22 protein-coding genes are annotated in these 21,700 nt (G+C 43.9%); 9 read left to right on the forward strand and 13 right to left on the reverse strand.

What is annotated here, in order from left to right:
• Positions 1 to 15: 15 nt before the first annotated feature.
• The 4 genes from SPUTW3181_RS11805 to tsaB form a co-directional block, all read right to left on the reverse strand.
• Entirely contained in the window at positions 16 to 828 is an 813-nt protein-coding gene (locus tag SPUTW3181_RS11805; protein ID WP_011789555.1) for a class I SAM-dependent methyltransferase, read from the reverse strand.
• Positions 829 to 1,030: 202 nt separating this feature from the next.
• Complete coding sequence (locus SPUTW3181_RS11810; RefSeq protein ID WP_011789556.1) at positions 1,031 to 1,747, reverse strand: M50 family metallopeptidase; 717 nt, start codon at positions 1,745 to 1,747, stop codon at positions 1,031 to 1,033.
• Entirely contained in the window at positions 1,740 to 2,045 is a 306-nt protein-coding gene (locus SPUTW3181_RS11815) for a hypothetical protein (RefSeq protein ID WP_011919192.1), read from the reverse strand. Before SPUTW3181_RS11815 ends, SPUTW3181_RS11810 begins: the two co-directional genes overlap by 8 nt.
• Before the next feature lie 124 nt (positions 2,046 to 2,169).
• Positions 2,170 to 2,880, reverse strand: coding sequence for a tRNA (adenosine(37)-N6)-threonylcarbamoyltransferase complex dimerization subunit type 1 TsaB (gene tsaB / locus SPUTW3181_RS11820; RefSeq protein WP_011789558.1), 711 nt, complete (start codon positions 2,878 to 2,880; stop codon positions 2,170 to 2,172).
• 391 nt (positions 2,881 to 3,271) lie between these two features.
• Between tsaB and hemB the strand changes: the two genes are divergently transcribed.
• Complete coding sequence (gene hemB, locus SPUTW3181_RS11825; RefSeq protein ID WP_011789559.1) at positions 3,272 to 4,255, forward strand: porphobilinogen synthase; 984 nt, start codon at positions 3,272 to 3,274, stop codon at positions 4,253 to 4,255.
• A gap of 95 nt (positions 4,256 to 4,350) precedes the next feature.
• Here the strand turns inward: hemB and SPUTW3181_RS11830 are convergent, their stop codons facing one another.
• On the reverse strand, positions 4,351 to 5,256 hold the full coding sequence (locus tag SPUTW3181_RS11830) for a bifunctional methionine sulfoxide reductase B/A protein (RefSeq protein WP_011789560.1): 906 nt from the start codon (positions 5,254 to 5,256) through the stop codon (positions 4,351 to 4,353).
• Between the two features lie 380 nt (positions 5,257 to 5,636).
• Between SPUTW3181_RS11830 and SPUTW3181_RS11835 the strand changes: the two genes are divergently transcribed.
• Both SPUTW3181_RS11835 and ylqF read left to right on the forward strand, forming a co-directional pair.
• Positions 5,637 to 6,476, forward strand: coding sequence for an isopenicillin N synthase family dioxygenase (locus tag SPUTW3181_RS11835; protein ID WP_011789561.1), 840 nt, complete (start codon positions 5,637 to 5,639; stop codon positions 6,474 to 6,476).
• Positions 6,477 to 6,626: 150 nt separating this feature from the next.
• Complete coding sequence (ylqF, locus tag SPUTW3181_RS11840) at positions 6,627 to 7,568, forward strand: ribosome biogenesis GTPase YlqF (RefSeq protein WP_011789562.1); 942 nt, start codon at positions 6,627 to 6,629, stop codon at positions 7,566 to 7,568.
• A gap of 390 nt (positions 7,569 to 7,958) precedes the next feature.
• On the opposite strand, the gene SPUTW3181_RS11845 is transcribed toward ylqF, so the two are convergent.
• The 4 genes from SPUTW3181_RS11845 to SPUTW3181_RS11860 form a co-directional block, all read right to left on the reverse strand.
• Positions 7,959 to 8,426 carry a GNAT family N-acetyltransferase gene (locus tag SPUTW3181_RS11845; protein ID WP_011789563.1) on the reverse strand — a complete coding sequence of 156 codons (468 nt, stop codon included), beginning with the start codon at positions 8,424 to 8,426 and terminating at the stop codon, positions 7,959 to 7,961.
• Between the two features lie 298 nt (positions 8,427 to 8,724).
• Positions 8,725 to 9,021 carry a hypothetical protein gene (locus SPUTW3181_RS11850; protein ID WP_041408194.1) on the reverse strand — a complete coding sequence of 99 codons (297 nt, stop codon included), beginning with the start codon at positions 9,019 to 9,021 and terminating at the stop codon, positions 8,725 to 8,727.
• 69 nt (positions 9,022 to 9,090) lie between these two features.
• Entirely contained in the window at positions 9,091 to 9,564 is a 474-nt protein-coding gene (locus SPUTW3181_RS11855; protein ID WP_041408393.1) for a low molecular weight protein-tyrosine-phosphatase, read from the reverse strand.
• Positions 9,565 to 9,626: 62 nt separating this feature from the next.
• Positions 9,627 to 10,556, reverse strand: coding sequence for a DNA ligase (locus SPUTW3181_RS11860; RefSeq protein ID WP_011789566.1), 930 nt, complete (start codon positions 10,554 to 10,556; stop codon positions 9,627 to 9,629).
• Positions 10,557 to 10,814: 258 nt separating this feature from the next.
• Here SPUTW3181_RS11860 and SPUTW3181_RS11865 point away from each other — a divergent pair, with 258 nt between their 5' ends.
• Positions 10,815 to 11,186: a diacylglycerol kinase gene (locus SPUTW3181_RS11865; protein WP_011789567.1), complete on the forward strand. Its 372-nt coding sequence runs from the start codon at positions 10,815 to 10,817 to the stop codon at positions 11,184 to 11,186.
• 79 nt (positions 11,187 to 11,265) lie between these two features.
• Here SPUTW3181_RS11865 and hdfR read toward each other — a convergent pair whose 3' ends face one another.
• Positions 11,266 to 12,114: an HTH-type transcriptional regulator HdfR gene (gene hdfR, locus SPUTW3181_RS11870; protein ID WP_011789568.1), complete on the reverse strand. Its 849-nt coding sequence runs from the start codon at positions 12,112 to 12,114 to the stop codon at positions 11,266 to 11,268.
• Positions 12,115 to 12,222: 108 nt separating this feature from the next.
• Between hdfR and SPUTW3181_RS11875 the strand changes: the two genes are divergently transcribed.
• The 3 genes from SPUTW3181_RS11875 to SPUTW3181_RS11885 all read left to right on the forward strand — a co-directional run bounded on the left by SPUTW3181_RS11875 (position 12,223) and on the right by SPUTW3181_RS11885 (position 14,874).
• Positions 12,223 to 12,669 carry a DUF413 domain-containing protein gene (locus SPUTW3181_RS11875; protein ID WP_011789569.1) on the forward strand — a complete coding sequence of 149 codons (447 nt, stop codon included), beginning with the start codon at positions 12,223 to 12,225 and terminating at the stop codon, positions 12,667 to 12,669.
• A 20-nt stretch (positions 12,670 to 12,689) separates the two neighbouring features.
• Positions 12,690 to 13,685: an ATP-grasp domain-containing protein gene (locus tag SPUTW3181_RS11880; protein WP_011789570.1), complete on the forward strand. Its 996-nt coding sequence runs from the start codon at positions 12,690 to 12,692 to the stop codon at positions 13,683 to 13,685.
• A 325-nt stretch (positions 13,686 to 14,010) separates the two neighbouring features.
• Positions 14,011 to 14,874 carry a hypothetical protein gene (locus SPUTW3181_RS11885; protein ID WP_011789571.1) on the forward strand — a complete coding sequence of 288 codons (864 nt, stop codon included), beginning with the start codon at positions 14,011 to 14,013 and terminating at the stop codon, positions 14,872 to 14,874.
• Positions 14,875 to 14,931: 57 nt separating this feature from the next.
• Here the strand turns inward: SPUTW3181_RS11885 and SPUTW3181_RS11890 are convergent, their stop codons facing one another.
• Complete coding sequence (locus tag SPUTW3181_RS11890; RefSeq protein ID WP_041408195.1) at positions 14,932 to 16,554, reverse strand: M28 family metallopeptidase; 1,623 nt, start codon at positions 16,552 to 16,554, stop codon at positions 14,932 to 14,934.
• Between the two features lie 164 nt (positions 16,555 to 16,718).
• Here SPUTW3181_RS11890 and SPUTW3181_RS11895 point away from each other — a divergent pair, with 164 nt between their 5' ends.
• Positions 16,719 to 17,744 (forward strand): GGDEF domain-containing protein, encoded by a 1,026-nt coding sequence (locus SPUTW3181_RS11895; protein ID WP_011789573.1) that lies wholly within the window; start codon positions 16,719 to 16,721, stop codon positions 17,742 to 17,744.
• Between the two features lie 67 nt (positions 17,745 to 17,811).
• Here SPUTW3181_RS11895 and SPUTW3181_RS11900 read toward each other — a convergent pair whose 3' ends face one another.
• Both SPUTW3181_RS11900 and SPUTW3181_RS11905 read right to left on the reverse strand, forming a co-directional pair.
• On the reverse strand, positions 17,812 to 18,426 hold the full coding sequence (locus SPUTW3181_RS11900) for a class GN sortase (protein ID WP_011789574.1): 615 nt from the start codon (positions 18,424 to 18,426) through the stop codon (positions 17,812 to 17,814).
• A gap of 12 nt (positions 18,427 to 18,438) precedes the next feature.
• On the reverse strand, positions 18,439 to 20,712 hold the full coding sequence (locus tag SPUTW3181_RS11905) for a marine proteobacterial sortase target protein (RefSeq protein ID WP_011789575.1): 2,274 nt from the start codon (positions 20,710 to 20,712) through the stop codon (positions 18,439 to 18,441).
• A gap of 275 nt (positions 20,713 to 20,987) precedes the next feature.
• On the opposite strand from SPUTW3181_RS11905, the gene pdsR reads away from it, so the two are divergent.
• Positions 20,988 to 21,680 carry a proteobacterial dedicated sortase system response regulator gene (pdsR, locus tag SPUTW3181_RS11910; RefSeq protein WP_011789576.1) on the forward strand — a complete coding sequence of 231 codons (693 nt, stop codon included), beginning with the start codon at positions 20,988 to 20,990 and terminating at the stop codon, positions 21,678 to 21,680.
• Positions 21,681 to 21,700: the final 20 nt, after the last annotated feature.

The raw sequence follows: 21,700 nt of genomic DNA on the forward strand, positions 1-21,700 counted from the left end.
TCTAATGTCAGGTAATTAGCGTGATTTTTTGACAAATTTGAGTGTCATGCGGTCACTCTCTCCAATTGCTTGGTACTTATCTTTATCAGTATCACCTAACGCATATGACGGTGGTAATGTCCACACTCCCTTAGGGTAATCCTTTGTATCCTTTGGATTTGCATTAATTTCAGCACTTTGTTCTAAGGTAAACCCAACCTTTTCGGCTAAGGTGACCATGGCCGCTTGATCCATATAGCCACTGCTAACATTCATTCCCTCGTTTGCTCTGTGTTCAACAACACCAAACACACCGCCCTCTTTCAACACCTTATAAGAGGCCGCAAATACATTTTCCAATTGATCGCTCGATGCCCAGTTATGCAAATTCCTAAAGGTTAAGACTAAATCGGCACTGCCATCGACACCTAGGTTCATTTTATTGGGTGGATCAAAGGTTAAAATTTTCGCGTTACCCAATACTGCTTTATTCGCCGTCATCCATGCTTCAAATTTAGTCCCCGCATTGGAGCGATAACGATTTCCAGGGGTATCTGTGGTCGGTGAAATTTCAAAACTCGCGGCAATATATTGACCTTCTTTGGCTAAATAAGGACCCAGAATTTCGGCATACCAACCATTACCCGGCCATAGTTCTATCACGGTTTGATTAGGTGCAATACCAAAAAAGCTCAAAGTCTCAGCAGGATGGCGATATATATCACGGCTGACATTTTTAGCTTGGCGAAAATCGCTTTTTAAGGCTTTTTCTAGACCTTCATCAGCATAGGTAAGGCTTGAACATAGGCTCGCAACGAGCATACTGGTAACTAATGCGACTTTTTTCATTGTAATTCTCCATGAATACCGAAGGCTTAACCTAGCAGCCAAATGTTCAAAAATCCAAGAAAATAGAAGAGTCTTTGGCTTAAGTCCTGCAAATGTTGAGGGGAAACTGTCAATATTGGATAACAATGTTTGATGACAAGATATGAAAACTACTTACCTAATATGACGGTAACCCTTGATAAAAAATGAAATAAATGAAGTATTAATGGTACGCTCTCGAATCAACTCGACGCCAAGCCAAGAATAAAGCACAGGCACTCGTCAATAACCATAGCATCACCCAAATCCATGCGGGGATCCATGAAAGTTCAGCCAATAATACGGCATCACCTTGACCATCAAGTCCTAATAGCACCGTTGGACTAGCAAGGGCATTAAGCATGATCATCAAACCCACAACCCGAAGAAACTGAGTTAATACTTTGTTTTGGTTGAGCTTTAATGGCATTAAAAAAATAACAGTCAATGAAGCTAAAATCGCCAAAGTAAGGATATCCCTTCCCCACAGTAATCCGCTTAACACTACTAGCCCACCAAGCAAAGCAAAACTAACGCGGATCCCCCGAGGCCAAGTAGCAAGTAAATAAATCAAGTATCCCCAACAGGCTGCACCAAAATACCCTGCAAAACCAATAAATAATGGCGAACCACCTTGGCTAAAGCAAAAACCCGCCCCATTAGGAAACAATTGAATATGGCTAACAATCCCGCCACTTAACAGCGTCGCAATACCGTGTGATAACTCATGGAAATAACTTTCGAGCCATTTAAACGGTACACTGAGATAAGGTATACGGGTGAGCAGTAAGGCTAACATCAATTCAATGATAAATAGCCCACGGCTAGGGACTCCAGAAGACAAACTATAGGCTGAGTCTTTTTTTACCACGGAAGAGGCACTATGTTGAGGATCAAGCATAAATATCCACACCGACCATTTGCTGAATTTCTTCACGCTTGGCGGCATGTTGTGTTTGTAAATATTGAGCGATAGCACCTTGATGTCCACGAGTATCTTGCTCATATTCAAGGTGAGCACCCAGTCTTGACTGTAAGCTATCTGCAGTGTTCGGGGTGTCATCTAGACTTAATGCTTCGATATCATCTCGTTCAATCACTGGATGCAACTTTTCAGCCGCTGCTAGCCCCGGAATAATGGCGGGGCGATTGCTTGCAACGGCCTGCGTCAAACTGGTTTGATTAGTATTAATCTGCATCAAGGTGCCTACATTCATACTCAATTTACGTTAGTCTTTATGTTCTGCCATTCGTTATTTTCAATCCACACCCCGACAGAGCATGAGTTACAATAATCACCTACAACACCGATTAAGCTGTATTTCATTCTCGGCCCGGTAATTTTTTCCACGTCACAGTATCACGCAAATAAACCGGTTCGAGTTCATCCACTGTCGTACTAAACCCTGATTTAATTCCTACATCGGCAAGTGTTAGCATAGCCCGTGCATCGGGATATTTCACGGCATCAATGACTAAAATCCCCTTTCCGATAGCCAGTAATTCTGGATAGGCATCAAAACCCGTACCGCATCCATAAATAGGCTTGAGTGGGTCTAAACTAAGGATAACCTCAGAGGGTGCACTCACCACTTCTTGAGCAACTAAGGTCGCAATGCCGTTAACCGCGGCAAATTGTCCCCAATACACTTCGCCCATGCGCGCATCGATAGCACAGAGCACTTGTTCGGCGTTATGTTCAGCTATCGCCATTTGGGCCATTGCCGCTAAGGTTGAAATACCAATCACAGGTAAATCTAAGCCCAGTGCCAGACCTTGAGTCATACTGGTACAAATACGTATCCCAGTAAAGCTCCCTGGGCCGCGACCATAGGCAATCGCTTCAACCTTATCTAGACCAATGCCAGCCTCTTTTAAAACGGAATCTACCATAGGTAATAGCCGCTGACTGTGCTCACGGGGTGCGTCAGCCAGTTCAGAAAATATTTGTCCTTGATAATACAGCGCCGCAGAACAGGCTTCGGTACAAGTGTCTAAGGCAAGAATACACGCTGAAAGTTTGTCTATTGTCATTTAAAAACCGGATAATCGGGCAAGCATTTGCACTATATTCAGTGGTTCGCGACGGGGCGAAATACTGTGCCAATGCACCATTAAAAACTGGCGCAAATGATAACATCAAATTCACGAAAACAAAGGGCAAAGCCCTATCCACGGTAAAATAGTCATAATGTATCCCATCATTCATTTCGCTGGCCTTGATTTGCCAGCTTTCAGCCTTAAACTATCAGCCCAAATCCAACACCAATGTCGTGTAATGCAATGTGATATAAGTCACTTAACGGCAAATGCAGTAAAAGATCTCGATAAAATGAGGAAACTTTTTAGCTTATATCTGTCAGAGCTAACACCTGAACCTAGATTGAACCACAGTATTACGCTCCACCTTCGATAAGGAAATGTCATGTTAAACACGCCTCCATTGCGTCGCCTAAGACGCTTACGTAGCTCAGAAGCGATGCGCGATCTGCTGCGCGAAACCCAAATATCATTATCAGATTTAATCCACCCGCTATTTATTGAAGAACAGATCAATCATGCGATACCCATTTCGACTCTTCCTGGAATTAGTCGTCTTCCTGAAAGCGCATTAGCCGATGAGGTTCGTGAACTTTATGCACTCGGTATTCGCTATGTGATGCCCTTTGGAATTTCCCATACAAAAGATGATAAAGGCAGCGACACTTGGGATGACAATGGGTTACTCGCCCGTATGGTGCGCGCAATTAAAACCGCAGTGCCCGAGATGATGGTGATCCCCGACATTTGCTTTTGTGAATACACAGATCACGGCCATTGCGGCGTGGTGCACAATAATGAAGTCTGCAACGATCTCACCGTCGAAAATTTAGTTAAGCAATCGGTGACGGCCGCCAAAGCTGGCGCCGATATGTTAGCGCCATCGGCCATGATGGACGGACAAGTGAAAGCCATTCGCCAAGGGCTCGATGCCGCAGGTTTTGAACATGTGGCGATTCTGGCCCACTCGGCAAAATTCGCCTCTTCTTTTTACGGTCCTTTTAGAGCGGCGGTAGATTGCGAACTCAGCGGAAATCGCAAGGGATATCAACTGGATTATGCTAATGGTCGTCAAGCCCTGTTAGAAGCCTTATTAGATGAAGCCGAAGGCGCCGATATCCTGATGGTTAAACCCGGCACGCCCTACTTGGATGTGTTAAGCCGGTTAAGACAAGAAACCCACCTACCACTCGCCGCCTATCAAGTCGGCGGCGAATATGCTGGCATCAAGTTTGCTGCCCTTGCAGGCGCCTTGGATGAGCGTGCCGTGGTGACAGAAACGTTTATCGGCTTAAAGCGGGCGGGTGCAGATTTGATTGTCAGCTATTACACCAAACAGTATGCCCAGTGGTTAGCTGAAAACCATTAATGACGGTGTTTTCACTTAACAACTAACAAAACGCCACCTTAATTGGGTGGCGTTTTTATTGCTTTAGCCTTACATGTCTTGAGGAATGGCGTAAATTAAGCCTTCTGCAGTGCTGCAAATAGGGCTTTGATTTTCTCCACTTTAGGTCGAACCACTATTTGGCAATAGGGTTCCTCGCCATGTAAAGCAAAATAATCATAATGATAATTTTCAGCAGGATAAAAAGTTTCAAAGGCTGAAATCTGCGTCACAATAGGCGCATCAAAAACCTTAGCTGACTCTAATTTTGCAATCATTTCATTAGTTTGTTCTATTTGATCCGCGTTATGAGCAAAAACGACCGAACGATATTGTGGCCCCTTATCATTACCTTGGCGGTTAAGCGTGGTTGGATCGTGACTTTCAAAAAACACTTGCAACAATGTCGTAAAATCAATTTCCTCTGGGTTAAACTCAATATGCACAACCTCAGCATGGCCGGTTTGGCCTGAGCAAACAGATTTATAATCGGCATCATGGGCTTCGCCACCACAATACCCTGAGGTCACATTGACAACGCCCTTCAGATTTTTAAAGATGGCCTCAACACACCAAAAACAGCCCGCCCCCAAAGTCGCAAATTGGTTCGATGACGGCGTATAGGTCTGCTCCAATCCCTGAAATATCAGTGAAATCGAGTTAACACAATGACGAACATTTTTAGGCGTCAAAAACTCCCCTTCAAATACATGACCTAAGTGACCACCACACTGACTACAAACGATTTCTGTTCTATGACCATCGGCATCGATATGGCGAGTTACAGCGCCTTGAATCTCATCATCAAAAGCTGGCCAACCACAATGAGCATTAAATTTATCATCAGATCGATAAAGAGGAGCGTGGCATTTTTTGCATAAATATAATCCCTTAGCGTCGTGCTTATAATATTCGCCACTAAAAGGGCGTTCAGTGCCTTTCTCTTCGATAACATAGCGTTCAAAATCGGTCAGTTTGTTCATATTTATGCCCTTTCGACTCACGTCGTTGTCTATTTCGATACTCTCAATTAAGTTGATTAAGAAGCTGATTTATAAGGAAGCCAACATAAGACCCACTCCAAGCAAGATTTCTTGCACTCGGCTTCAAAATGCGGCTGACATCAATCCAATCACAACAAATCTAATGCCCATACTAACGGATTTGGTGACTAAAATCTTACCACTCAAGTAAGTACTAATATAAGTGCTCATATTAAGTACTCATATAAGCGACTGCATAAATGACGGAAAATACGGCAGTTGATCAAGATCACAGTCGCTGAGTATTTGCACCCACCTCACCGCACGGCTACACTTGCAGCGGGTCAAATTACAACTAAATATAACAAGTAGAAACCAATATGAAATTAGAAACTATTGATTACCGTGCTGAAAATAGTGCACAGCAATTTGTTGAATCACTTAGAGAAACTGGCTTTGGTGTTTTATCTAATCATCCTATTAATAAGCGCTTAGTTGAAGATATCTACACCGAGTGGCAAGCCTTTTTTAATTCAGAAGCCAAAAACAACTATATGTTTAAAAAGGAAACCCACGACGGTTTCTTCCCTGCATCGATTTCTGAAACCGCCAAAGGCAACACAGTCAAAGACATTAAAGAGTACTACCACGTGTATCCTTGGGGCCGTATACCCGACTCACTACGTGCCAATATTCTCGCCTATTATGATAAAGCTAACGCGCTGGCCGCTGAGCTATTAGAGTGGATCGAAACCTACTCACCAGAAGACGTAAAAGCCAAGTTTTCAATCCCATTGCCAGAAATGATCGCCAATAGCCAAAAAACCTTACTGCGTATTCTACATTACCCACCGATGACGGGCAGTGAAGAAATGGGCGCTATTCGCGCCGCGGCCCATGAAGATATCAACCTTATCACAGTGTTACCTGCAGCCAATGAGCCTGGATTGCAAGTAAAAGCCAAAGATGGCACTTGGTTAGATGTTCCAAGCGATTTTGGCAACATTATTATCAATATCGGCGACATGTTACAGGAAGCCTCTGGCGGCTATTTCCCATCGACGTCACACCGCGTCATCAATCCTGAAGGTACGGATAAAACCAAGTCACGGATCTCTTTGCCGTTATTTTTACATCCAAACCCTGCAGTAGTGCTATCGGATCGTTATACCGCCGACAGTTATCTGATGGAAAGATTGCGCGAACTAGGGGTGATCTAAGCCCTAATTCAGCCTATTAATCCAAGTGACAATCGCAAGAGACAGTCACGGATTAAGCAATTAAAGCGCCTTTGGGCGCTTTTTTTATGACATTCACCACCATCAAGGTAGAATAGCCGTTCTTTAAGTTATTTAGGACAAGGCGTTATCATGGCAATTCAGTGGTATCCGGGGCATATGCACAAGGCACGCAAGGAGATTGAAGAGGCAATGCCTCAGGTCGATCTTGTTATCGAAGTGCTGGACGCGCGTATTCCCTATAGTAGCGAAAACCCCATGGTGGCTCAGCTTCGAGGCGACAAACCTTGTATCAAACTGCTCAACAAATCTGATTTGGCCGATCCAGAGATCACCGCACAATGGATTGAATATTTAGAGCGTGAGCAAGGCGTCAAAGCCACGGCGATCACCACACTTCAAGCGGCAATGGTGAAAAAAATTCCTGATCTCTGCCGTAAGCTAGTGCCGAGTCGCGATAAAACCGAAAAAGACATTCGCACTATGATCATGGGAATACCCAATGTTGGGAAATCCACCATCATCAATACCTTAGCTGGTCGTGTTATCGCCAAAACCGGTAACGAACCTGCGGTAACCAAAACCCAGCAACGGATCAATTTACGTAACGGTATCGTGCTGTCGGATACCCCAGGTATTTTGTGGCCTAAAGTGGATAACGAAGCCAGCAGCTATCGCCTTGCCGTCACTGGCGCCATTAAAGATACCGCGATGGAATATGAAGATGTGGCCCTGTTTGCTGCTAAGTATTTCTTAACCGCTTATCCAAAAGAGATTTGTGAGCGCTACAACCTCAGTGAATTACCTAAGGATGATGTCGCTTTACTTGAGGCGATAGGCCGCAAACGTGGTGCCCTGCGTCCCGGTGGTCGCATCGATATGCACAAGGCATCTGAGTTGTTACTACATGAATACCGCTCAGGAAAAATAGGCTTACTCTCGTTAGAAACGCCTGCGATGGCCGAGCTTGAAAAGATTGAAGTCGCCCGTATCATGGCCGAAAAAGAAGCAGAGAAAGAAGCTAAGCTAGCAGCAGAGAGACTGAAACGTTCAGGCAAACGCCATAACGATTAGTCAGCCACTCTGCATTTGGAATATAGGACGCAGATTTTGCTAAAGACAAGATGCTAATGACTTTTATATTCCAGCTTAGTGCGCTCATTCATTAAATTTAAAGCCAGTATATTGAATATACTGGCTTTAAATTATCATAAACGGAAAGTTTGCATAAAAAACACTTTACGCCAATGACTTCTGCGTGCCTAATATAAGCTCTCAATATCCGTCAGTCATCATCCTCTTGGCACAATACACCGAAGAGCCATCTTGGATTTGACTGTGTGGCAAGGGGGCTTTAGTCGCGGGATAGATCTACCACTTCTTTCAAGTTTTTAATGGTACCCACCCAGATTCTTCGCTGACCGCTTTTATACAATTGAGCCACAATGTACCTTCACACACTTGTTATTCACCGATGTTTGCACCCATAACCAATACATTTATGCCTTTATAATTCACCTGTTCTATAGGCTTAAATCCATGATGTAGGTACAAACCTCCGGTTAAATCTTCTGTTTGAAGATATAATTTTTTCACGCCTATTTTATGTGCTAGCGATATTATCTCTTTCACAAGTTTTGAGGCGACACCCTGCCCTCTGGCCTGCGGAGTGACGTAAACACCACCAAGCCAAAACTCAAATTCTGGGTATATGTCCATTTCTCGAATTTTTAGCTCTGCTGAACCAGCAAGAACACCACTTACTTTTCCGACGATCAGAATAGGCGCAGTATCTCGATTTATTGATGCAGATACTTTTTCAACGACTTCCTCCTCGGTATAACTACCATTGTCTTGGCACCATTCATTGAAATACCATCTAGCTACCGTGTCTATCGCAGAGGGATTATCGGCAAGTAATGAAATTTCCATATATGTCCTTAAATGTACAACGATTTGATTTTCTTTATGAACAACATCTTACCAACTAAACCTGACAAGGCAAGCAGCCCACAACCATTGATGTTTGTAGTCAAACTATACTGATATCTATTAATGACTTTATGATGATGTTTACTTTGCTGTGGCTTTATTGAAAGTTCGGACTGGCATGACTTCTAGGTTGAAAGTAACCTCATCACATTAGCTTTTTTATAGCCACAACTTTATTCGCCCTACTTGCATTTTAAACTTTGAAACAAGCTTTGGGGCATTTTAGAGTTAACCGATTTTAAGCACGCCACGCTTTAATCGCTCCTGTTGCTAAACCAGCTAGCTGTTTTGAAACTTCACGACCTTTGTAAATTGACGTTGTGTCTTTTGCGATTGGAACAGAATAGTGAATATCGTGAGCAAGATTATTTAGATACTCGCGGCCACCACCTTCATAATTTTGCAGTTCCTGATCATTGAGCTGGATCATATAGCTATAGCCAAATGCACTCATGTTGCAATTTGCATTCAAGTACAAACGACCTTCATGCTCCAAAAGGAACCATACTCGGTTTTCAGAATCCATTACTTTCATCGTCATCTCGCATAAGGGGATTTACCCGAACTTATCATAAAACCCAAACCGTAAATGGCAATACGCATCTCAACGGAACTTTTCGGTCAATTGATCTAATAAAGCTTCCATACTCTGCTCGAGGAGATCGAGCACTAGTTCAAAACCCTGTGCGCCGCCATAGTAAGGATCTGGTACTTCCGTTATTTGCGTATCAGCATAGGACAACATTAACTGTAACTTGTGTTGATACTCAACCGGACAACGGCTAAGCAGTTCCGCCAAATTGGCATTATCCGCAGCTAGAATTAAATCAAAATGCTCAAAATCAGCATTCACCACCTGCCGCGCCCGCATGCCCTCGAAACTAAAACCCCGCTTTTTACCAGCCTCAATAGCGCGGCTATCGGGCTTATCCCCTTGGTGATAACCAATAGTTCCCGCCGAGTCGACTTCGATATTAAGGTGACGCTCACGAATTTTAGCGCGACAGACGGCCTCTGCTGTGGGCGAACGGCAAATATTGCCCATACATACCATCAAGATCCGATAATTATATTGCATTTTTAACACTCGTTTTCCTTTAAGACTCGCAGCCTAGTTCGTATGGGCAAGGGTATATAGGCTTATTGCCCAGAACGGTCAACACCGCCGTCCAATGGGGACTCGACTATATCGGTTCTTACCCGTAAAAAACTGGCAAACCGCGGTAAACCGTTAACGGTAAGCCCAAGGTATTTATAGGTGATGATAGTGCCCACTGCGGGGGGATGTTGGCGCTCAGCATGACTAAAGCCTGTTCCGATACTAAAAATCCGTCCATCGGATGTTTGTACTTTTAATGCCCCCATCTGTCCCGTAAATTGACCTTTACCTGCAATATGTGCAATGACTTTAGCTTCTGCATCAAAGTAGGGTTTTAACTTCATCAAGTTTGGATTTCGGCCTGCAATATAGTATGCACTGCGGCGATGGAGCATTAACCCTTCAGCACCTAAAACCACAAGGCTATCGAGTTTTTGGTATAAAGCCTCAATACTATCAAGCTGAAATTGCTCAATGACCTCAATATAAGCAGATTTACCTGCAAACATCTTTATCGCTAATCGATAGCGCTGCTCAAAATTCCCCTCCGCTTTGGGTAAGTCAAATACCATAAAGCGTACATTACGCCATGCGTCCTCTTTGGGAGAGGATTGACGGATTAAACTTGAAATAGCTTCAAACTGCCCTCGCCCAAGCCACAACTCTCCATCAATAGGAATTGTCGGAAAATCAGCAGTAAACCATACGGGTGCATTAATGGGATATCCTTGACGGGTGACTAACCTATGCCCAGTCCAGTACCCACGGACACCATCTAACTTTTCACTGATTAAAAACTCGCGAATATCATAACTCGTCTTGTCGGCAGTCAGCTCTGTGGCAAGTTGGATCTTAGGCGCACTGGGGTTGGCATTAACCAATAGACATACCAGCAGCAAGGAAACTAATAATAACCGCAACAGAATGAAAGGATTAGAGATTAAAAGAAATAATTGGCTTGTATGAGTCATTCCCATTTCCTTATGGTGAATTACGTCCCATTACCAAGCTTAGATTGAAGTCTCCAAGATGGCTAGCGGATAAGCGCTAACACTTAGAGGTATCCTGATAATTTGCACAGTTAACTATTTATGCGGTTTTCAACTCGGGCTATACTGCGGCCACTTTTATGCATTCGTTTAAATATCCCAATGTTATAGGCCTATTTTAACAGCTTTATTTGAACGACTCCCCTTAGCAACCAATAAGCTAATGTTAATGGAAACACAATGAAACCAGCCAATAATCATGGTATTAAGCGTATTTTTAGAGCGACTGGATTTTCGATGAAAGGGTTAAAAGCGGCCTGGACTCACGAAGCCGCATTTAGACAAGAATTAGTACTGTGTCTAGTGATGTTACCTATCGCGTTACTGGTCGATATCAGTACTATTGAACGTCTAATGCTGATTTTCACACTGTTTATCGTATTGATTGTTGAGCTATTAAACTCCGCAATTGAAGCTGTAGTTGATCGCGTCGGCAGTGAAATTCATCCATTAAGTGGCCAAGCTAAAGATATTGCATCGGCGGCAGTATTTATAAGCCTGACGCTGTGTGGTATTACTTGGTTGAGTATCTTAGCCCCCTTATTTCTTTAACCTTTTGACCTACTGAACTGGTACTAAAATGCCTTAAGTTAACAAAACTAAAGGCATATTCAGTTAAATTATTTTTGATTTATTGTCCATCATCAATAAGAAATGTGATGGCCTGTTTAATCTGCTCTAGCCTGTCATTCTCTGCCCAATAAGCGACATAAACGCTACGGGAAATCGCGTTCGCTCCTGCGACCAAATGCAACATCCCTTTAGTCAGCAATGGCTGAATAAGATGTTCAGGTAAAAATGCACAACCCCCATTATTTAAAATAAAATCTAAGGCAATACGTGCAGAACTGGTATGTAGGCTAGGAACAGGCAACGCGGCATATTCCTGTGCATGGATAATATTAAAAGCCGTGCCCCAATCCACCTTTACATATTGCCCTGAAGATACCCCATCGACAGCCATATCGGCCAAGCTGGACACCAACAATAAATTAATCTGTCCTAATTGCACTAGCTCAAATTGATCAAGTTTGGGTGGGTCGAAGGAAATCGCAATATCCAGCGTTCTATCCATCAATTGCCGAGTCATTACCGTCAGTGGCAATACTTCCGTGCGCAAAGCGACACCCGGTAAGCCAATATGCAAATCCTGCAAATGTCCTTGAAGGTACGCATCCCAAATATTGGGGCCCGCTCCTATTGCCAATTGAGTCGATTGTAACTGACTCAAGGAGACATCTTGTTTAGCACGCTCCCACGCGGTTAACACGGCTTCGGCGTGGCCTAACATTCGCTCCCCGGCAGGCGTAGGTTGAATATTGTTACGTTGCCGTTCAAACAACGCAACGCCAAGTATCCCTTCGAGCTGCTTAACGCGAAAACTCACCGCACTGCGCGTGAGATACAAATTTTCAGCCGCCTTGCCGAAATGGCGAGTACGGGAAACTTCGAGAAATGTCTTGAGTAAATCAGTATCCATAAAAATTCTTGACCAACATTGGCAAATTTTTTTGATTTATAAATCAATAATACTAGCCAATACTCCAGTTGCAAATCTTTGTTTATCAAAAACTAGAAGGTAACTGCCATGTCTGAACAGTCTATTTCAAACGCTAACAAGGGTTCTGAGACGGTTAACGGCTCAGCTGCCAGTTTTGTATCGCACAAACGATTCTATGACGATACAAACTTTCCCAAGGGCTTTAAACGCAGTGGTGACTTTACCAGTAAAGAGGCTGAACTCCTTGAATTGCATGGTCATGCAATGAAAAATCTCGCCGAAGGAAAGGCACTTCCTTGTACTGCCGACGAAGCACAATTTGTTGAAGTCGCTAAAGGAAATATCGCTCCCAGTAGCTTGTTGGAGCAGATCTGGTTAAAGTACCGCAAACTCGCCCAAGGTAAGCCTTTTTATGCCGTGGTTGGTACGGTGCATTTGCCTGCAACTAAGCCTGAAGTCGAGCCAGAAGTGATATTTGATGTTGATATTGAAGATGACGTTCAGGATGAGCCTGAACCCGAGGATAAAGCATGAAAATTAAGGTTTGCGACTAAATGCGCGGTTGGATTTTATATAAAGAAACCGCGACTCAGCTAAAACCTGAATGGTATGAAATTGAGCGTCTGCTGGCTGCGGCTAAGGCTGACAATATAGAGCTAACAGTTTACGCCCCTGATGAATTTGATCTTACGGTCACTAGAGAAGATAACAAGAGTATTTTATTGAATGGGCAAGCCGTTGAGCTGCCTGATTTTATCATTCCAAGAATGGGTTCAGGGACGACCTATTTTGCCCTGGCCATTATTCGCCATTTAGAGCGTTTAGGGGTGTATTGCCTTAACCCGTCTAAAGCGATCGAAATTGTAAAAGACAAACTATTCTCCCAGCAGTTGCTGGCCGAGAAAAACTTGCCAACACCCAAAACCATGTTGGTTAAGTTTCCGGTCGATATCGATCTCGTGGAACGCCATTTGGGCTTTCCAGTGGTGATAAAAACGCTGTCAGGATCGCAGGGCAGCGGCGTGTTTTTATCCCATAAGGCACGCGAATTTGACGATTTGATGCAATTGATTGAAGCGACAAATAAAAACGCTAACATCATTTTGCAGGAGTTTATTGCCAATAGCCATGGCCGCGATTTACGGGTCTTTACTATCGGTGGCAGAGTGGCAGGTTGTTATGAAAGGCGTGGTCAGGAAGATAGCTTTAAAGCCAATGTTAGTGCTGGTGGCTCGGCGCGCCCCTTTCAGATAACCCCTGAAATTGAATGGCTAGCCACACAAACAGCAAATATTCTCGATCTTGATGTAGCAGGCATCGATCTCTTATTTGATAACGGCCATTATAAAATTTGTGAGGCAAACTCATCTCCGGGATTTGAAGGGTTAGAATCTTGTTTGAATGTCGATATTGCCGCGCAGATTTTACACTTTATTCGCATCCGTCTAGGAATGTTCAATAAAGATGACTTGAGCAGTACTGATGGCTCGATGACTCAGACTGAGCCAACTTCACCCGAGGCAAAACTCGTATCACTCAAGACGAAATAACCTCCATTAAGTTTTGCTCTAATAATCTGCGATGATTAGCAATGTGATCATCGCAGATTGCTATCAATCCAGTTAACCTCCCTGATTTCTATCCTTTGGCAAACCTCAGCTCTACTTCACTATTTGCTGTGATCTTAAACGCAACTTTACTGTTAACGGTTGCGCAAGCGTGCGACCTTTGTCGCTCATCACAAAAAAGCATAAAAATAAATACATTTTATTCACACGCAAAAAATTACTGATACACTCCGGATGTCTTTTTTATGGCATTAAAGTTTGATGTTAGCGCCAAATACAATAAGAAAATATTGGAGTAACGCTTGTGATGTTAATCCGCTCGTGCCCACTATTGATCGCGACACTTGTAAGTGCCCAAGTGCAGGCGAGTGATTTTACTGTCGAGTTAGGTGGTTTTTACTCACAATCTGACACACGCATGGATGTGACTAATCCCATTTCCGGGAGTAATTACACTTTGGATTATGAGTCTGATCTGCAATTAACCGAAAATAAGTTCTTACCCTTTATTGAATGGAATTATCACTTTAACGAACGTCATAACATCTACCTAGACTGGAAACAACTTCACCGCAGCGCAGAAACGCAAGCCCTAAGTCAACCCTTTCAGATTGAAATTAACGATACCATTTACGATATCAAAATGGGTGGTAAACTTAATTCTACCCTAAATATCGATATCCTACGTATCGGTTATGGTTACGATGTTTTCCAAGGCAGTCACTACAATATTGGCCTTTCTATTGGCCTGCACACTATGTTTATCAAAACAGGATTTGAAGGTGTTATTGGCGTTTGTAATGCCTCCGAGTTGTTGAACAATGTTTGTGCAAGCCAAGCAATCCCCCGTATCGTGGACGAGAATGTTACTGCGCCATTACCCAATTTAGGACTCTATGCAAACTATGAATTCATTGCCGGTTGGAAAGTAGCGAGTCATTTCCAATACTTCTCTATCACTCTGAATGATATAAAAGGTGAATTGATAGATATAAAGGTCGGTATCGACGCACAAATTACGGCCAATTGGCGTATGAGTGTGGCCTACAACTACTATAAAGTAGACGTCGATATTGCCCAAAAATCAGACAGTAAAGACACAAAAATTGCTGATTACAATATTGATTACAGTTTTATAGGCCCGATGCTTTCAGTGAGCTATACCTTTTAAAGGGTAATTTCAAAGAAGAGCGCCATATGCGCCCTTCTCAATCTGTAGAAGTAACGATTAGTTACGGCCATCCTGTTCGCGCTTAGCTTTAAAATCAGACGACTCTATCCAACGGGGCCAATCACGACTATTCGCCAACATTGTTAACATCTGCGCCATTAGCTCTAAATCTTGGCTTACCCCAGCTAATGACCAATTAGGATCGTAATCATCCGCACCTTGGTGGTATTTATGGGCAATATAATCGGGATCGGTATCCCCAAGGCTCATAAATAACAATCCAGGAACCCCTTGTTGTGCTAGTGCAAAATGGTCAGAGCGAAACATGAGTCCATTTTGTGGCCTAGGATCCGCTTTGACTAGACGACCTTGGGCTTTGGCCGCTTTATCCAAATATTGCTCCAACTCAGAAACGCCGTCACCATAACGTAGAATATAATCAACACTCTGTCCCACGTTCATTCCATCGATATTAAGGAATGCGACGATGTCTTTAGTGGGGACACTCGGATGTTGCGCAAAATGCTGTGCACCAATCAAACCCGTTTCTTCCGCGGTAAAAGCACTGAAAATAATCGAACGCTCCAAGGGGGCGATTTCGGCTTGTTGCTTAAAATACCGAGCAAGAGCCAAGACCCCAGCAACACCACTGGCATTATCAACCGCACCATTGAGGATTTCTGGCTTACCATTTTCAATGATAGTACCTAAATGATCCCAGTGAGCATGCATCATCACCACTTCATCAGGCCGAGTTTTTCCTGGTAATAACGCGGCCACATTATGGGACTCAGCCCGCTCGATAGTATTATTTAAAGTCAATGTCGCCCGCAGTTTAAGCGGCAACGCTTTAAAATTGGGTTTTGCCGCTTGCTGTTTTAAGTTATCAAAATCCATTCCCGCCTTGGCAAAGATTTTCTGGGCAACCTCATATTGCACCCAACCCATAACACCTACTTGCTCTTGGTTATTATTAGCGTCGACCAAGGTAAACTTAGTGCCCGTATTGGAGTTTTGTACAACGCCCCAACCGTAAGCTGCTGGCGCGGTTTCGTGCACAATAAACACGGCCTCAGCCCCTTGGCGCGCCGCTTCTTCGTATTTGTAGGTCCAGCGACCGTAATAGGTCATAGCATTGCCTTTGAATACGTTTGGATCTTGGGTAGCAAAACCAGGATCATTGACTAATACGATCACTGTTTTGCCTTTTACATCGAGGCCTTGATAATCGTTCCAACCGTATTCAGGGGCGTTAATGCCATAACCCACAAACACAACATCACTATTCTTTAAGCTGACTTTTTCGGCAATCCTTTGGGTTCTGGCGGTAAATTCACTGCCATTGGCCAATTTAAGGCCACCAATATCAAGCTGCATATTTTGATCCGCGCTAATTTTAGCTAAAGGCACGGCTTGTAAATAACTGTCACCAAACGCGGGTTTAAGCCCCATCTCTTTAAAGGCTTTTTCAAGATAATCTAAAGTTAATTGTTCACCTTCAGATAAAGGTGCCCGTCCACCAAAGGCATCACTGGCGAGGGTTTTCACATCATTACGGTACTGGGTCAGATCTAGGCTATCGGTAAAGGATGTGGCTGCGTCAGCGGGTACAGTTAGCAAGGCGCTAAGAACACTGACTAGGATGAAATTTTTCACGACTTTCTCCCAAGTTATTATCATTATTTAATTTTGCGGATAAACTTTATCATATACATCACAGCTTGTGATGGATCTCTTGGGATATGTTTTACATCGGTGGCATGCTGTTTAACATCAGCGATAGATGGCGCTAACGACTCAGTCCACCGCTCTTATTGGTCGTTTTTATTGATTAAGGTCACTGCATGTCACGAGAATTATTACAAACCGCCGCATTAAATTTAAAAAAAGCCGTTCCGCTAATGCTAAAACATAAAATTCCCACGACACCTGTGAATTATGCACTCTGGTACACCTATGTCGGGGAGCAAAATTCAGCATTAAATGAGCAGCTTGATACTGTTATCGCGCAATACAATACCTGTCCGCCTGTGAGTAGTGAGTTGCTCTACCGCCAATATGTGGCCGATCCCGTCGAATTGGACGTACGAGAAATGCGCCAAAATTTAGATGCCATGGTGACTGAGCTTTCGCAATCGCTCAAAGACACCAATCTTGATACCCATGAGTTTCAATCCCGTATTGAGAGCAATTTTGAGAAACTCCATCGTATTGAAGATGAAGGTTTTAGTGTCGAGCAAGTACTCGATTTAGTGCGGAGTTTAGTAAAAGAATCCGACAATATTCGTTCTAGCACTGAATTTTTCACCGGACAATTACAAAAGGCACAAACGGAAATCGATGCCCTTAAGAAAAAACTCGAACAAACGGAAAAAGATGTACTTTACGATGCGCTCACAGGGTGCCTTAACCGCCGCGCATTTGATGCCGACTTCAGCGGTATGCTAACCCAAGCTCCCGAAGGGACTTGCGTCATTTTGGTCGATATCGATCACTTTAAAGTGTTTAACGACTCCTATGGTCACCAAATGGGCGATCAGGTATTGCGTGCCGTTGCTAAGCGCTTACAAGAATCCTGCCGTGATGGAATTAAACTGTACCGCTTTGGCGGTGAAGAGTTCGCCATTCTCGTGCCTAAAAGCCAATTACGCATTGCCCGTCAATTGGCTGAAGCCATGCGCCGAGGGCTTGAAAAGCTCAGCTTAAAAGACAGACGTAAAGATGAACGCATCGATAATATCAGTGCCTCTTTTGGTGTCGCGCAATGGCAAGAAAAACAAACAGGGCTTCAACTGATTGAAAAGGCGGATAAGTTACTCTATGAAGCCAAACGACTCGGCCGTAATCGGGTGATGCCAATAAGTAACTAGGCATGTTGATATTTCAGATGGCTTTAGCATTTGAAACATCATCACGCCTTAGCTGAAACGAGGTGATTTACGAGGATAAAACGGGCACGGCTTGTACCACAAATCGTAGTTCGGCTCCGCCTTGAATGTCATTAAAAGGGTAACATGTAATAAGGGTGAGTCTTTCATCTTCTGAAGGTGCCATAAACTCCGTTTGTGACTCGTGCACAACCTGCGTTGCCACTACTTGGTAAAGAATGTCTTTTCCCGAAGCCGTTTGTAGGGATATTTTTCGTCCAACACTCATCCCATTTAATATCGCAAAATGCGTGTCCCTATGCCCTGCAATAACCGTATTCCCTACTTGGCCTGCTGACGCACTGGATAACACTAAACTTGGGCCAAACGCAAGGTTACGTCCCGACGCTCCCGCAAGCACATATAAGCTATCGTTTGCGGCAATCTCATCAAAATGTGTCAATTTATGGTTTTGATAAATAGACAATTTAGCAACAGGATAGGTATCGGCCCATGACCAAGGTTTGTGGGATTGTCCATCAGCCAGAGTCTTAGTCCATGCTTGTTCTATCAAATATTGTGCGAAATGTGCTTTAGCTTGCATATAGAGTCCTTTTCCTAACAATGTACCGCCGAGCAATAACAATCCAACAAGCAAAACTCGCCGTGTCTGCTGTCTACTCATAAGGTTAAATGCTCATAATGTTTGTTTGTAGGGGATAGCGAGAATGACAGCTCTCTCTTTGCGGCGTTGACGCAGCATTGAGCCTGCTAACAGCAATGCTAATATCAAAGTGACAGCACCAAGTAGCATATCGAAACGACTCGATGTGGCCGTTTGTGGTAATACACCAAAGGGTTTCCAACCTAAGGGTAAGTGTTGGCGTACAACGGCATCACGCGTCATGGCGCTGGAATCAATAGGCGTTAAATCTACCGCCACTAAACTGGTGTAAGGGCTGACTAAGTGGTAATTCATTGATAATGCAGTTACCTGCTGCTTTACTTTGTCATCGTTTGCGCCATTTTTACTGAGTTCCAGTGCGGCAATTTGCTTTCTGGCCCAGAGTAAATCTAAACCCGCATCTTGATTGGTGATTAATCCATCGCTGCTGTCCTTGAGGGAAAGCGACTGTTGCCAGTTTTTATGGCCCTGACGACCGGAGATCACTAACTCCTGCGGCTCACGCTCACTGCGTTTTAGGCTGACAACAACAGGCTCACCACGGTACAAATCTGGAATGGGTGATGGCCAGTAATCAGGCACCCCACCATCGTCAAAGCGCACGTTAATATCGGTTAATACTGGATACTGGATTTTACTTAGCAGCTTGCTTATCTTCTGCTCAACCTCATCCACATTACCTATATAGGTAAAAGTACCTCGACCTAGTTCTGCAGCTCTTTGCATAAAATGCGAATTAGGCGCAGAGCCAATACCCACAGTAAACAAGCGACTCTCACCTATTTGATAACGGATCAGATCAAATAAGGCTTGCTCATTACCCACCGAACCGTCAGTCATAAAAATCACCTGACGCAAGGATTGAGATGATTCCGACAAGCGGTTTATACCCCGAGGCAAGGCAGCATTCAGTGCTAACGCCATCTCTGTGCCACCATCAGCCTGTAATCGATGAATAAATTGCCTTGCACGGGCAAGATGTGTTTGGTTTGCTGGCAATGATGTTGGCGATAATTGCGTCAATTCAGAATTAAACTCAATAATATTAAAACTGTCTTCAGCCTTTAATCCATTAAGCGCATAGAGAAGCGCACTTTTGGCCTGTACTATCGAATCCCCCGCCATGGAGCCAGAGGTGTCAATTACTAGAATTAATTCACGGGGTAATGTGGACAACGCGTGTTCATCAGTCTTGGGTGGTAACACCATCACAAGACTGTAGTGATCATCTGATTGGCGGTTTTCAGAGACGTTATCTTCAGAAGCACCATCGCCATGGGTTTTGCCCTGCTGATTAAAGACTAAAGCCATTGGGCTCATGCCTTGTTTAGCACGCCATTGCAGCACAAAATCACGATTTGCGACCACGCTATTGGTAAGTGATACATTGATGATGCCGTGATGCGGCTCATCCAGCTTGATCTGATGGTAAGGACTTGCAATGGTTGATTTATCAACGCCCTTAGCAAGACGCACCTCAATATTGGCGTTAAGCACAGGATCTTGTTTGCTATTGGCTCTTCTTAATGGCGCAACGATACGTTCAGCATCAAAAACTTCGCTACTGGTGACACGCGAGTTAGCCGCATTGTCATTGGCAGAAGCCTTATCGTGGATGAAACCTGGTATATAGCGCGGCGCCACTACCAGAGGAAAGCGCAAACTAAATAGGCCATCCTCATATTTGATGTTTTCCTGGTAACTAATTTCGACAACTAATTGTTCATTTGGCGCAAGGTTTGCCACGTCAGTCGTAAACATATTGGGGCGTTCTTGGCTGACAAGACTGGCGCGTTTCCCCTCAGCTTTTGCCTGTTGAAAGATCTGCTTAGCCTCAGCTTTGGGATGAATTTGCCCTTCTATTACCCGCTGACCTATGTGCATACGTAGCGAATCGACTGCGGCCTCGTTTGGTAAAGGAAACAAATACTGGCCGTTTAACACAAATTCGGTGTTATTAGTAAAAATCTGCTTCACGCTAACGCGATTATTTAAGCCCGACACTTGCATCGACACCTGTGTATCGAGGGGTAAAGAAGGCAATAAGGCACCATTTGGCATGAAATACAACAGCATCCCCTGAGTAATATCATCGTAATCTAATGTTTGTTGCTGCTGCGGAATGTGTACTTCCAATGCAGAAGCTGCATCTTGTTGCCCAAATAAGGTTACTGCTGTATTTGGCGATGCTAGGACTGCAAATGGTAACCCCAAAAAAATAGCAATACTGACAACAACCATCAGGACTGCTTCAACGACTTCTTTTATCCTTTTCCCTGTGACCATCACAAAGGCTTCCTTCTTGTAAGTATGGATATTGGTTCTATTTAATCTTTAGTTGAGCTTGCACTCGCATCGATACCCACAACTCAACATGCAGGGTGCAAAACTGAATGGGGCTATTAAACACAGTTAGAATGGCACGAGCAGGGATGGAAAATGGCAATGCAACTATCAATTGTGGCAACAAAATGGCAATTGCATTTAGGCACTTTTTTCTCAGGTAAAATCCTGTATAGTCACGAAAACTTAATCCCCCAAGTCAATAGGAATATGGCTCTATGAAGCGTATCGCCATAGTGGAAGATGAAGCCGCCATTCGAGAAAATTACAAGGATGTGTTGCAGCAACACGGTTATAGCGTACAAACCTATGCCGACAGGCCATCGGCTATGTTAGCCTTTAATACGCGATTACCCGATTTAGCGATTATCGACATTGGCTTAGGCAATGAGATCGATGGTGGCTTTATGTTGTGTCAATCCCTCCGCGCGATGTCGAACACCTTGCCGATTATCTTTTTAACCGCCCGCGACAGCGATTTTGATACCGTGTGCGGCCTGCGCTTAGGTGCCGACGATTACCTAAGTAAAGAGGTGAGTTTTCCACATTTGACCGCACGCTTAGCCGCATTATTTCGCCGCTCTGAACTCGCAGCCAGTCAAACGCCACAGGAAAACCTACTCGAACGAGGTCCCTTAACTATCGATGCTAATCGTATGCAGGTCTATTGGAACCAGCATCCTATCGAACTGACCGTAACCGAGTTTTGGATGGTACATGCGTTAGCAAAACACCCTGGCCATGTCCGTAGCCGTCACGAATTAATGCAAGAGGCAAAAATCTTTGTTGATGACAGCACTATCACTTCCCATGTGAAACGGATCCGGAAAAAATTTATCGCCTCTGCTCCTGAATTTGATTGTATCGATACGGTTTATGGCATGGGCTACCGCTGGGACAGCCTAGCCTAAGTAATGATGGGATCTGCTTT

It is taken from the genome of Shewanella sp. W3-18-1 (assembly GCF_000015185.1).
Taxonomy (GTDB): Bacteria; Pseudomonadota; Gammaproteobacteria; order Enterobacterales; family Shewanellaceae; genus Shewanella; species Shewanella putrefaciens.

Coding starts and splice junctions, on each gene's coding strand:
- SPUTW3181_RS11805 (WP_011789555.1), bottom strand. CDS start 828: ATGAAAAAAGTCGCATTAGTTACCAGTATGCTCGTTGCGAGCCTATGT.
- SPUTW3181_RS11810 (WP_011789556.1), bottom strand. CDS start 1,747: ATGCTTGATCCTCAACATAGTGCCTCTTCCGTGGTAAAAAAAGACTCA.
- SPUTW3181_RS11815 (WP_011919192.1), bottom strand. CDS start 2,045: ATGCAGATTAATACTAATCAAACCAGTTTGACGCAGGCCGTTGCAAGC.
- tsaB (WP_011789558.1), bottom strand. CDS start 2,880: ATGACAATAGACAAACTTTCAGCGTGTATTCTTGCCTTAGACACTTGT.
- hemB (WP_011789559.1), top strand. CDS start 3,272: ATGTTAAACACGCCTCCATTGCGTCGCCTAAGACGCTTACGTAGCTCA.
- SPUTW3181_RS11830 (WP_011789560.1), bottom strand. CDS start 5,256: ATGAACAAACTGACCGATTTTGAACGCTATGTTATCGAAGAGAAAGGC.
- SPUTW3181_RS11835 (WP_011789561.1), top strand. CDS start 5,637: ATGAAATTAGAAACTATTGATTACCGTGCTGAAAATAGTGCACAGCAA.
- ylqF (WP_011789562.1), top strand. CDS start 6,627: ATGGCAATTCAGTGGTATCCGGGGCATATGCACAAGGCACGCAAGGAG.
- SPUTW3181_RS11845 (WP_011789563.1), bottom strand. CDS start 8,426: ATGGAAATTTCATTACTTGCCGATAATCCCTCTGCGATAGACACGGTA.
- SPUTW3181_RS11850 (WP_041408194.1), bottom strand. CDS start 9,021: ATGAAAGTAATGGATTCTGAAAACCGAGTATGGTTCCTTTTGGAGCAT.
- SPUTW3181_RS11855 (WP_041408393.1), bottom strand. CDS start 9,564: ATGCAATATAATTATCGGATCTTGATGGTATGTATGGGCAATATTTGC.
- SPUTW3181_RS11860 (WP_011789566.1), bottom strand. CDS start 10,556: ATGACTCATACAAGCCAATTATTTCTTTTAATCTCTAATCCTTTCATT.
- SPUTW3181_RS11865 (WP_011789567.1), top strand. CDS start 10,815: ATGAAACCAGCCAATAATCATGGTATTAAGCGTATTTTTAGAGCGACT.
- hdfR (WP_011789568.1), bottom strand. CDS start 12,114: ATGGATACTGATTTACTCAAGACATTTCTCGAAGTTTCCCGTACTCGC.
- SPUTW3181_RS11875 (WP_011789569.1), top strand. CDS start 12,223: ATGTCTGAACAGTCTATTTCAAACGCTAACAAGGGTTCTGAGACGGTT.
- SPUTW3181_RS11880 (WP_011789570.1), top strand. CDS start 12,690: ATGCGCGGTTGGATTTTATATAAAGAAACCGCGACTCAGCTAAAACCT.
- SPUTW3181_RS11885 (WP_011789571.1), top strand. CDS start 14,011: ATGTTAATCCGCTCGTGCCCACTATTGATCGCGACACTTGTAAGTGCC.
- SPUTW3181_RS11890 (WP_041408195.1), bottom strand. CDS start 16,554: ATGATAATAACTTGGGAGAAAGTCGTGAAAAATTTCATCCTAGTCAGT.
- SPUTW3181_RS11895 (WP_011789573.1), top strand. CDS start 16,719: ATGTCACGAGAATTATTACAAACCGCCGCATTAAATTTAAAAAAAGCC.
- SPUTW3181_RS11900 (WP_011789574.1), bottom strand. CDS start 18,426: ATGAGTAGACAGCAGACACGGCGAGTTTTGCTTGTTGGATTGTTATTG.
- SPUTW3181_RS11905 (WP_011789575.1), bottom strand. CDS start 20,712: ATGGTCACAGGGAAAAGGATAAAAGAAGTCGTTGAAGCAGTCCTGATG.
- pdsR (WP_011789576.1), top strand. CDS start 20,988: ATGAAGCGTATCGCCATAGTGGAAGATGAAGCCGCCATTCGAGAAAAT.